This is a genomic window from Paenibacillus sp. FSL P2-0322 (genome assembly GCF_037975315.1).
In the GTDB taxonomy this organism is placed as follows: Bacteria; Bacillota; Bacilli; order Paenibacillales; family Paenibacillaceae; genus Paenibacillus; species Paenibacillus polymyxa_B.
Map to the genome: position 1 here is coordinate 3,860,366 of NZ_CP150243.1, position 12,163 is coordinate 3,872,528.

Below are 12,163 nucleotides of genomic sequence, written 5' to 3' on the forward strand. Positions count from 1 at the left end.
CTCCACTCCTCATATCTCCCCAATACAAACCAAACAAAAAGGGCCCTTGCTTTTACAAAGGCCCTTTTATTAAGTTACTCACTCGAACGATATAACTGACCCAACGCTTTTACAAACTCACGGGCTGCCGGGGTCGCTTCATCAAAAGAATGCGCGATAATTCCGATATCCCGCGAAATTTGGGGAATGATCTCTTTAACGATTAGTGTATGGGACACCGAGGAAAGCGTAAACTTCGATATAATGCCAATGCCCAACTTTTTTTGGACCATATGGACTAAGGTTTCAGCCGTTTGGACCGTGAGACTCTCCTGGAAAGGAATTTGCTGCTCATGCAAGGTGTTTAATACAGCAGATTCATGTCCTCCTTTACAGAAGATAAGGTCGTTCCTGTTCTGTTCCAGAGAAACCTCATGTTCTGCTTGCAATGGATGATTCTCCGGCATGATAGCAACCATGGAATCGTGTTCAAGAATATGGACGTCATAATGATCGAAAGGAGAAGCTACTATTCCAATTTCAACAGTGCGATCCTCCACCCATTGTTTAATTTGATTCGAGTTTCCTTCCATCAGTTCAATGGTGACATCGGGGTATTGGGAGCGGAATAAGCAGATCGCTTCTGGAAGCAAGTTCGTAGAGGCTGCCGGGAAGGAGCCTATTTTTACTTTACCGCGTAAAAGCTTATTCTCCTGACACGCAAGCTGAACCATTTTATCTTCGATTTCCTTCATTTGTCTGGCCAGACTCAGCATTTCTTTTCCCACTTCGGTCAGTACGAGTCCATTCTGCTTGTCGCGAATAAACAATTTCACCTGCAAAGTATTTTCAAATTGGATCAAAGCCTTGCTAACCGCAGGCTGGGAAATAAACAGCGCTTTGGAAGCCTCCGTCATATTCATTTTCTCCGCAACCTTCATAAACACTTCAAGATGATTCATATTCACAGACATACACCCGTTATAACCATACGGTTATTCCCTCCATGAAATAATAGTATTTCAGTTATATCAAATATACCTTTAACTGTCGTTTTAATTTGGGTGCTAGCGCATAATATTCTTTACACCTATATCGCTCCCTATCTAAATCAAGCTGGACTGGCTTCCCAAACAGATGTGGTGCTGCTTATTTTTGGAATAACTTCGGTTGCCGGAATCGGGTTGATCGGTGTATTCATTGACCGCTGGCTGCGTCTACTGGTACTTGTGAGTACCTTCGGCTTCGCTATCGCATCTTTGGCGCTGGGAATCAGAAGTCACCAACCTGCCTGTTGTCTATTTAACTGTTGCCTTGTGAGAGCGCAGATGTGGCACAGTCTATGCTTGTAACCGCTTGGAATTTGGCCATTGGTGGAGGCGGTTTGCTTGGCGGAATTCTTCTGGAGACACTTGGAAGCAGCTCTTTCCCGTGAGCGTTACTGATTCTTATGCTACTTGCCTTCATAGTTTCGTGGCGTGCTAAGAATCACGAGTTCTCCCCCAAGAAATACCTATTGCCCTATAAAAACATTGACGGTTAGATGGCTGAGAATCACATCCACACTTGGCAAGAAGCTCAACGAATATGTAGATCAGGTTATAAAGAACCTTCCTGTCCATCTAACTTCATGGATTGAAAGGTTCTTTTATCAGAAGTCATAGAAGTTCTAAGATCCTTTTAATATAATACCTTCTCCAGACAGCGTGCCAATTCATCATCGGGAAGGGGCTTGCGATGCGTATTCTCCAGGTAGATATATTTCTCTGTTTCTGGCATTAAATATTGTTTGGACCACAGGAACATATCCGGACTGTCTCCCTGAAGACGAAGAAATCTCCGCACAGTGTCCGCATGAGAAATAGTGTTATCTAGATTGGTTAACCAATCTGCCCGGTAGAAATGCTCCCATCTTCCAGTTCCTGCGAGCGATAACGCTTCTTTACCCATCCGGTAGCTCCAAACGGCATGAGAAGCTTGTATAAATGCTCTTGGGTAATCTTTTTCAAGGAACAGCCCATAAGCGCTACATAAGCTTGCCAGTCCACGTGAACCACTCAGATGCAGTTCAATCTGCACAAGCAGTTGATTATACAGCCTGCGACATTCATCTTCAGGCAACTGCTTCATGATTCGTAGACACCGCTCTCGTAGTTCAACCCAATCCGGGATTGCCAACTCGGCTTTTTCCTTGAACCAGCGTACCTGTTCAGGAAAAGGCCTTTCTCCAGTAGCCCAGTACAGCCGTTCATCACTGCTTTCTTTGCCTTGTAGCCAATACCCCATAATTTGCCGAGCCGGATGGTGATAGAATTCCTCCCCTGCTCGATCATCCTTATGCGGGCCATAAACGATAGTGCAACGGGAATAATCCCGGTATAATTGGGAAATCTCTTGAAGCTGACTACTGTACAGCCGCCCGATAAAATCAGTAAGCTGCTCTTCGGTATCCACGTTACCCTTCGTCCATAAATTTGCTACTAAATCCAGCGTATATACATGTGGCAAAATATTACCTGAATTGACCAGCAGGTACTCGTCCGCCCCTGTAGTAAACGCTGATGTTAATTCCTCTACAATCAAGCTGGCTGAGGAGGGAAATTGGGTAAGATGGTTCGACGCTTGCAAGTCGTGGAAGGTCACATGGTAATATACTCCATTCTTGCCCCCATCCTGCGCCTCAGGCAATGCTGGTACACGATAATTAAGATTCCCATGGCGCCGAGATACCATTTTACCGTAACCATTGTCCGCCCATATTTTGATCACCCCTTCGGGTACTTCAATATGCCCCTGCTTGTATAACTCGGCAATCTCACCATACATCGCCATACAGCACACGGGCTGCTCCACAAATTCACAGATCATATTGTACTGCTTGCGAACCACATACGATATTAATTGTCCGCGTTTGTCCGGCGTATTAAAGGAAGGATCATCTTCCCAAAAAGGCTTGTCACCCTGCCCGCGAAAAGACAATACCCATACAATTTTCTCTTCCTTCTGCCGTTCAATCGCTTCCTGCCACAGCTGTTCAAACAACTCGGGATGCTCTCTGTAGCTAGCTTGTTTACCCGGAAAGGCGCGCAAAAACATTTCCGCCCCCAACGGCTCGGCATGATGATGTGTGATCCATAAGCCCATGTCTGCTGCAAGCTTATGATGGATACCTGTGCGTGGTAAATCGGTTCCGGGAATCACCATATTTCCACCGCACCGCAGTAACGCTTCAAAAACGGGCTGCCACACCTGCTCCGTTGGTGGATAATCTTCCTTCCAGCCAATCAAGCATACCTCATCATTGACAAACCATCCCCGATATCGGACCTTGGACGGTATACTGTCAACATTCTGACTTGGCAAAACGATGGTATCCCGCTTAGGCGGGAGAAGCTCCGCCCAGAACCAGAACGGCTCCACACCCAGAGCGAAACGGCTGTAATGAAGCAGTCCATAAATAATTCCTAATTCATCACGGCCAATAATATGGAGTACCGTTCCCTTGCTACCAGCAACAAAACGCAGACAATAGCCCTCTGGCCAATGCGGGCAGCTATCTCCTTCCTGCGCATAACGGATAATGATCGAGGGCTCTACTTCTGTTTGCAATGGCTTGCGGCCAAACACTTGCTTATGATCTCGCGCAATCATGTTCCAAGCGTGGGCAATTGGCACACTCTCATCGGTTTGAAGATTGTATCCGCTTTCAGATGAAATAGTTAGAGGTTCACAAGCTTTCATTTATTGTCATCTCCTATTTTTTTCAACTATGAGGATTCTTCTTGTCTTTATTTTATAGGTTGGCAACATACATATAAAGCTGTTCCAACGTAAATATAGCTTTTTTTCGGTAAATCACTTGAGAGTTGAAGCTTAATTCGAGAAAGAAAAAAGTAAGGAACAGGAGAGAAATAAGAAAGACTTGATTGCTACACTAAAAATGTTCCAAAAAACAGACTGCCCTTAAAGATTCAAGTGCAGCAAAAAGGAGACTTGATATGAAATTGAAAAAACGATTTGCTTCTTTGTTCCTGTTGGCATTGATGGCATTTATCCCGGTCCAGGCATATGCTTCTGGGTCCGTTCCAACCACGCCCTCTGGAATTCCGATTTCCGAAATCGAAAACAGAACAGATCAAATTATGAAAAAATATATAGGAACAGCGATTCCTGGTGCTGCGGTTTCCATAGTAAAGGACGGGAAAATTGTTTTTTCAAAAGGTTACGGATACTCAAACATCGAGAAAAAAACACCCATGAGTACGGAAACAACCTATATGGAGGCCGGTTCAGTATCGAAATTGTTCACCTGGACGGCAGTAATGCAACTGGTTGAGCAGGGAAAGCTGGATTTGAATACGGACATCCGCACATACTTGCCTGACGGCTTTCTCAAGCCTTCTTTTGATAAGCCTATTACCCTGAAATCACTGATGAGCCACACGGCAGGTTTTGAGGAGCGCCTGGAAAAACTTTTGGTTCATAACGCTGCTGATCTTAGGCCTCTCAAGGAGCATATCGCACCCGGAAATCAGCCTCAACAGATTTATGAGCCTGGAACAGTGATTGCTTATTCCAACTATGGGACCAACCTGGCCGGTTATATTATAGAACGTGTATCCGGAATACCTTTTGAAACCTATATTCAGAAACATATATTTGAGCCTCTAGACATGAAACATTCTTACTTTACACAACGGTATGATCTTATCCCAGAGGTTATCGAACATAAAGCAACAGGCTACTCCAAGAAGGATGGAAACTGGGTGGCAAAGCCGAATGTTTTCTTTAATGATGTGCCGGCTGGTGCGTTAAACATTACTTCGGAGGACATGGCTCATTTTATGCTTGCTCATCTGAACATGGACCATTCCTTAAAACATTCGCTGTTCAACAAGAATGAAACCTTGCGAGAAATGCATGAGGCTTCGTATACCCACTATCCCGAGCTTCCGGGGAATGCCCATGGCTTTTGGGAACGGTTCGCGGGAGATTATCGTGTTATCGAGCACGGTGGAAATACAGATTCATTCTCCTCTCTGGTCTCTATCGTGCCGGATCAAAACTTTGGGATCAGTATTCTGACTAATGTGGAAAATGAAATGTCCGGGGCGAGAAGCGAACTCATTGACCTGTTTGTCGGGGGTTCCGACGCTACTCCGCAAGCGGACAGCACGTTGAAGCATAGCGGGGATGTGGCGGGAAAATACCGTTCTGCTCGCGCAGTATCATCTGGTATATTGAAGCTTATACCCGTATTATCCAATGCGGAAGAAGTAGTCACAGCCAACGGCAATGGCGGAATCACTCTGAGTATTCCATCCATGAATATTCATGTTGATTATGTAGAAACCAAACCCTATTTTTTTGAACGCGTGACTCCCGGGAGCACTCCTTATGATCATGCGGGCCTAAATATCAGCCGTCTTTTTTTCTTAACCAATGCCGATGGTAAAGTGACGCAGTTGTCATATGGAGTGATCGATGACCAATTGCCGATATCCTTCCTGCAAACATCCATTTTTAGTTATATTCTGGTCGGGGGATGCGGTATTTGGTTTGCGCTTGGTTCTATTTTCGGTATTATTGGATGGCTGCGGAAGCTCAAGGACGCAAGAAAGCAGAAGAGTACTTCGCGGCTTCCCTTGCCTGACAGTGTAACCGTAATACCCTTGCTGGGTCTGCTTGTGATCGTCAATCTCATTGCTTCCAGCATCCAATTGATAGGCGACCCCTTTCAGCCTATGTCCAATTTCAATTTGAATATTATCTTTTTCTGGGTACTTGGGCTTGCCTTTGTACCGGCCGCTTATCTTGCTGTAAGAAGATGCAATGTTACCAAAACAACATTGTTAAGAAAGGTATACACCGCGACGCTGATTCTTTCGTTTCTAGCTATTTCGATTTTCCTGTATTCCTATAATTTCTACTTTTTGGCATAGCTCCACTCGATAAGCCTGCCATACCTTCCAGTGTACCGATGAAGATTGCAAAATGAACAACCCCAATCTGAGCTAAATAAAAAAACTCTCCTCTGCATCTAGCAGGGAGAGTTTTTAACACACTCAATGAGATTCAAATACGTGCCGAATTCAGCCTTTGCTTTCAGTATGTTGTTGAAACTGTTTATTCTGTTTCTGGCTGAGTATTTACCAATTTTATATGAACATCTCTCAATTGTTTCTCAGTAACCTCCGAAGGTGCTCCCATTAATAGATCCTGCGCTTTGCTATTCATTGGAAAAGCAATAACCTCTCGGATATTCGATTCATTTGCAATGATCATAACAATCCTATCAATTCCAGGTGCTATACCTGCATGAGGCGGCGGCCCAAATTGAAAAGCATTAAAGAGTGCAGGAAATTTACTCTTGATATCTCCATATGTATAACCTGCAATCTCAAAGGCTTTTACCATAATCTCCGTATCATGGTTACGGACAGCACCCGAGGACAGTTCAATCCCATTACATACAATATCATATTGGTACGCTAGGATATCAAGAGGATTCATATTCAGCAGCGCATCCATACCACCTTGTGGCATCGAAAAAGGATTATGACTAAACCCAATTTTATGAGTATCAGGATCCAATTCAAACATAGGAAAATCAACTATCCAGCAAAATTTATATATATCCTTTTCCAGCAAATCCAGTCTTTTTCCTAATTGATTTCTGACAGCACCGGCTATTTTTTCGACATTTTTAAGTTGATCAGCAGCAAAAAACAGTGCATATCCTGAACTAGCTTGCGTAACATGTATTAATTCGTTTTTCACCTCTTCAGAGATGAATTTTGCAATAGAGCCACTAAGAGACATATCATCATTGAACTTAATCCATGAGAGGCCTTTCGCTCCAGCCTCAATAGCAAAGTTTACTATATCGTCATAAAAGCTTCTTGGCTGTGCTCCACAACCAGGAACAGCAATAACTCTTATCGTTTTATTTTTAAATACTTTAAAATCAGTCTCTGTAAACAGCTCTGTAACATCATGGATAATTAATGGATTTCTTAAATCAGGTTTATCGCTCCCGTATTTGAGCATGGCTTCTTGATATGGAATCCTGGTAAAAGGCTTTGAGATTTTAAAATTTGTAAATTCAGAGAAAACTTCATATAGCATATTTTCAACTACATTAAAGACATCTTCCTGTGTTGCAAAAGCCATTTCCAAATCCAGCTGATAAAACTCGCCGGGTGATCTGTCTGCCCTTGCATCCTCATCTCTAAAGCACGGAGCAATTTGAAAATATTTATCAAAGCCCGAAACCATTAATAATTGTTTAAATTGTTGTGGTGCTTGAGGCAAGGCATAAAATTGGCCTGGATGCACTCTACTAGGAACTAAATAGTCTCTGGCGCCCTCTGGAGATGAACTTGTCAGGATAGGTGTCTGGATCTCTAAAAAATTCAAATCGATCATCTTTCTTCTGATACTTTGAATTACTTTAGAACGAAGTATAATATTATTGTGTATTTTTTCATTCCGTAGATCCAAGAAACGATACTTTAATCTTAAATCTTCCCGAGCTTCATTTGCTAAAGATACTTCAAAAGGTAATGGATTCACTACCTTCCCTAAAACTTTTATCTCATTAGCAGCTAACTCAATATGCCCGGTTTTCATAGTGGGACTAATCGTATTTTCAGATCTGTTACATACAGTGCCTGTAACAGAAATGGTTGACTCCCTGCTGATCTTTGATACAAAATCTTTCAATTCGTTATTATCAGAAACAACAATCTGCGTTACTCCATAATGATCCCTAAGGTCAATAAAAATAACCCCGCCATGGTCACGCATATTTTTTATCCATCCTGCAATTCTCACTACTTCGCCGACATGTTTTTGATCCAATTCTCCACAGTTATGAGTCCTATAACTATGCATGAAAAACCCCACTTTCTTTTATCCCTATCATCTTAATGATTTCTATTTTTCTCCACACATATACTCACATTATCGTTAAAGCTTTATACCTCTCATTCAGGTATTCCGCAGTTTCAACCATTATTTTTTGTCCTATTTCATCAACATGCCTGTTCTTCCAATTCTCAAAGACTGTTCCCTTGACCCATTGGTTAAAAGCGCCAAGGGCTGGTCCGCAGTGTACTTGATAATCAACCTTACTGTGTTTGTCTCCATTCATTGCAAGTCGTGTAGAATAAGTAAAGTACCATCTAAATATCAACGCCATCTTACGTTTAGGAATTCTTTCAGCTTTTTCAATGATCTCAGCCGGGTAATAAGCTTTAATATCTTCATATACTTGTTCAATACTCTTCTTAAAATATTTTTCTTCGATATATTTTTTGGTTCCGCTATCAATTTCATCTATGGAGTTATAATTACGGTAAAGATCATATAATTTATTCGCCCTGGCCGGGAAAAAAACTCCTTTTTTCATAACCTGAATTTTCGCTCCCATTTCAAACATATCCCCTGCGGGAGCGTAGTCTGTATCCTGTATATTTAACTGCTGGAGCAAATCCTTTACATCATCACTTGTCCCTGCTTCAACCGTACATTGGTTGATTGAGCCTGTCATGATAAAATCCGCACCCAGTATAAACGCTGCCGCAGCAGCTTGTGGAGTCCCTATCCCCCCGGCTGCCCCTACCCTTATACTTTTATTGTATTTATACTTAAGTAACGCTTCATCCCTCATTTTAAGCATTAACGGAACCAGTACATATGCAACAGCATGATCAGTATGCCCGCCTGAATCAGCCTCGACACACAGATCGTCTACCATAGGAATTTCCATCGCCATCCGGGCCTCATCCCGGCTTATCCTATTTTCCTCGAGCAGTTTATTTACGATATTCTGAGGCGCAGGACTCAAGAATGCCTCCACAACCTCGGGTCTTGATACTTTCGCTATAATCCTGTTCTGCGGTGTTACGATCCCCTTTTCATTTCGTTTCAAACCTTTCAATCTGTACCTTACCAAAGAAGGCGTTATACTCATAAAAGCAGAGGCTTCAATAGTTCTAACACCGTATTTTATGTACAAATCAACGATGTTATTTTCTATTTCCAGGTGATCGGGAACATGAATAAGATTCATTCCATAGGCTTCGCCTTGGTTCAATTCTTGCTGAATATACTTTATAGCTTCCTCAAGGGCCCCAATCTTGACTCCCCCTGCCCCAAAGAATCCCATCATTCCTGCCTTACCTGCTTTTACGACCATCTCTTTTGAAGATATTCCCTTATACATCGAACCCATAAGATACGCGTATTTAAGTCCATAATATTTTTTGAATTCGCTATGACCAAGAGACTCCGCCGTAAATCGTTGGCCGGATATACTATTCTTCGACTTTACTTCCTGTACCTGCTCGCTACGTTCCTCATCCTCCCTCACAATCAGCGGTTCTGCGTCTCGTTGTATTGCGTTCACCAACCCTGTTATGACTTTTCCAGGCCCAACCTGTATAAACTGGGTTACACTTTTACCCATTAGATATCTTATACTTTCCGACCACTTGACTGGACTTACGATCTGGTTGATCAGCGTACTCCTTACATCTTGCTGCCTGTAGGGTCTGGCATAGATATTTGAAATGACTGGTATTTTTAATTTTGAGAATTCGAACTGCGACGCATAGGCCTCAAATCTCTGTCTGGCATCTTCCAAATACCTGGAGTGAAATGCTCCACTTACATTTAAAATCACATAGTTTGTGGCTCCTGCATCTTCAAAAATTGGCTGTGCCTGCTCAATCATGTCCTTCGGTCCTGAGATGACAATCTGGCTTGGCGAATTAAAATTGGCAACATCAATCCCCCTTAAATTATTTTTCTCGATAACTTCTCTAAATACTTCCTCGTTCAAGCCTATGACCGCTGCCATACCACCACCGGTAGCCTTGACCATCAGTTCTCCTCTTTTTTTAACCAGCTTCAAGCCCGTTTCAAAGTCAAATGCCTCTGCGGCAAATAAGGCATTGTATTCACCCAGGCTATGTCCTGCAACATAATCAGGTTTTCTTCCAGTCTCTTTTAATTTATTAAGATAACTCAAAGCGTTTACGACAAATAGCGCCGGTTGGGTAAAATCCGTTTGTCCTAGTTGATTAGCAGGATCTTCAAGACACAGTTTCTTAATAGAGTAACCAAGAATAGCATCCGCTTTTGCAACCAATTCCTGAAATTCGTCAAATAGTCCTACTCCCATGCCTTTGGCTTGAGCCCCTTGTCCAGGGAACAGATATGCGATCATTTGTGTCCTCCTTTTTGCTAGTGAATGCATATTAGTCGAATATTTCAAATAGACGATCCAAATTTTTCATATCGTTTTGAAAAGGTGAAAGAATAGAACAAATACTTGCCATTTTCTTGCTACCAAAATTGTACTTCACAAAATTAGCAAGAGTGCCCGAGGGGCCAAGGTCAATATAGATAACCCCGTCCCCGTCTCCCAGACATTTTAAAGCGTTCCGAAAACGGATAGGTTTTCTAGTGACATCCCAAAGAAAACAGTAGTCAAGGGATGTCGCCTTTCCTCCGTACATAGATGAAACCATATTTAGAGTCGGATTCCTTAGGGTCTTAAGCTTTAAATACGCTGTATATTCCAAGGCTATAGGGTCCATTAAGGAAGAGTGAAAAGCAAACTGGACCGGTAATCTTTGACATATAATCTCATTTGCTATCAAGTAGCGTTCAATTTCTTCCAGTTCCTCACAGCTTCCAGAAATGACAAAATGCGAGTCATAGTTGATTGATGCTAACTCTGAATTGGCATTCAATACGGATATTTGGTCATACAGACTGAGGTCGCCAATTACGGCCAGCATGCCACCCTTTGGACAGTAGGTTTCTACCATTTCTGCTTGCTTGACAAGGCATTGAAGAGTATTTTCATAACTCATACAACCAGCCACAGCAACAGATGCAAACTCACCGAGGCTGGAACCCAAAACGTAATCAGGATAAATCCCCTTTTCCAGTAATACCTGTGTGAGGGCATACTCCACCATGAAAATTGCAGGGTGAGTATATAACAGGTTATCAAACACGTCTCCTCTCCCACGGTTGTCGTCGTACAGCATTTTTAATACGGACCTGCCTGTAATATCCGTATGAATCTCATCCAGCTTGGTCATCCATTTTCGGAAAACTGGATTTAACCTATATAATTCTCTTCCCATGCCGTAGTATTGTGAGCCTTGGCCTGAAAACATAAAAATCACAGATCTGTCCATTCTAACCTCCCACAACATACTCATTGATAAAATCCCAATAAAACCATTTAAAATAAATATTTCACAGTAAATTGCGAACTAATTGCATTTGGGAAGGTGTGGGATTGCTTTCGTTAAGAACATTCTCCATATGTTGTCTTATTGCAGGTTTGAATTTCGGCTCTGTTATGATATATAGCTGCCCTTTTTTGATTCCCTCAAACATCTGATTTGCTACATCCTCTGGAAGTATTCCATTCTGGACAGCCTTGCGGGCCAATTGATTAATGACTTGTCTTTCCGGGGGAAGATTTCCTAGTCCGGTCTGCTTACTCAGCTCCGTCGGTCGGTTTCGTTCAGCATCCATAATTTGGGTGCGTACGAACCCGGGGCAGACAACTGAAACCCCTACATTGGAACCTATCAATCTGAGTTCTTGGTGTAGCGTTTCAGACAAGCTTAAAACGGCATGTTTTGACGCGCTATATATGCCATTTCCAGGGCCGGACAATAGCCCGGCGATGGAAGCTGTATTCACAATATGACATGCGGTTTTCTGTTTCAGCATAATAGGAACAAAAATTTCAGTTGCAAAGAGAATCCCCCATATGTTTACGTTTATTACCCACTGCCAATCCGCCACCGTATTTTCCCATAATAAGCAGCCCGTGCCGGCGTCCACCCCTGCATTGTTGAACAAAAGATGCACAGCCCCAAATGTCTGAACCGTTTTTTGCGCTAACGCACGTATATCAGCTTCTTTGGAAATATCCGTCACCACGGATAACGTTTCTGCACCCATGTCTTTCAATTGTTTTTCGGCCCTTAGAAGGGCCTCCTCCTCAATATCCGCGAGGACGACCTTCATGCCCTCATTTACACATCGATCCGCAATAGCACGGCCAATCCCACTGGCGGCTCCCGTAACTACGGCTATCTTATCTTTAAATTCCCTCATGATTTACCTCCAGAATATTTTGTATTTT

Annotated in this window: 8 protein-coding genes; 2 read left to right on the forward strand and 6 right to left on the reverse strand. The window is 42.7% G+C overall.

The features are described 5' to 3' along the window. Positions 1-74: 74 nt before the first annotated feature. Positions 75-953: a LysR family transcriptional regulator gene (locus MKY24_RS17135; protein WP_068941452.1), complete on the reverse strand. Its 879-nt coding sequence runs from the start codon at positions 951-953 to the stop codon at positions 75-77. A gap of 90 nt (positions 954-1,043) precedes the next feature. Between MKY24_RS17135 and MKY24_RS17140 the strand changes: the two genes are divergently transcribed. After that, on the forward strand, positions 1,044-1,331 hold the full coding sequence (locus MKY24_RS17140; RefSeq protein ID WP_339200492.1) for a hypothetical protein: 288 nt from the start codon (positions 1,044-1,046) through the stop codon (positions 1,329-1,331). A 328-nt stretch (positions 1,332-1,659) separates the two neighbouring features. Here MKY24_RS17140 and MKY24_RS17145 read toward each other — a convergent pair whose 3' ends face one another. After that, the gene (locus MKY24_RS17145; RefSeq protein ID WP_339200494.1) at positions 1,660-3,720 is read right to left on the reverse strand and encodes a glycosyl hydrolase 115 family protein; all 2,061 of its coding nucleotides are present in this window, start codon (positions 3,718-3,720) and stop codon (positions 1,660-1,662) included. 257 nt (positions 3,721-3,977) lie between these two features. On the opposite strand from MKY24_RS17145, the gene MKY24_RS17150 reads away from it, so the two are divergent. Further along, on the forward strand, positions 3,978-5,921 hold the full coding sequence (locus MKY24_RS17150) for a serine hydrolase domain-containing protein (protein ID WP_339200495.1): 1,944 nt from the start codon (positions 3,978-3,980) through the stop codon (positions 5,919-5,921). Positions 5,922-6,105: 184 nt separating this feature from the next. Here MKY24_RS17150 and aspS read toward each other — a convergent pair whose 3' ends face one another. From aspS to MKY24_RS17170, 4 genes are all read right to left on the reverse strand, one after another. Beyond that, the gene (gene aspS, locus MKY24_RS17155) at positions 6,106-7,875 is read right to left on the reverse strand and encodes an aspartate--tRNA ligase (RefSeq protein WP_339202346.1); all 1,770 of its coding nucleotides are present in this window, start codon (positions 7,873-7,875) and stop codon (positions 6,106-6,108) included. A gap of 64 nt (positions 7,876-7,939) precedes the next feature. Next, a complete protein-coding gene (fabD, locus tag MKY24_RS17160; RefSeq protein ID WP_339200496.1) occupies positions 7,940-10,213 on the reverse strand; it encodes an ACP S-malonyltransferase in 2,274 nt (757 codons plus the stop codon). Positions 10,214-10,244: 31 nt separating this feature from the next. After that, on the reverse strand, positions 10,245-11,222 hold the full coding sequence (locus MKY24_RS17165; RefSeq protein ID WP_339200497.1) for an acyltransferase domain-containing protein: 978 nt from the start codon (positions 11,220-11,222) through the stop codon (positions 10,245-10,247). A gap of 37 nt (positions 11,223-11,259) precedes the next feature. After that, on the reverse strand, positions 11,260-12,135 hold the full coding sequence (locus MKY24_RS17170) for an SDR family NAD(P)-dependent oxidoreductase (RefSeq protein ID WP_025718361.1): 876 nt from the start codon (positions 12,133-12,135) through the stop codon (positions 11,260-11,262). Between the last annotated feature and the right edge of the window lie 28 nt (positions 12,136-12,163).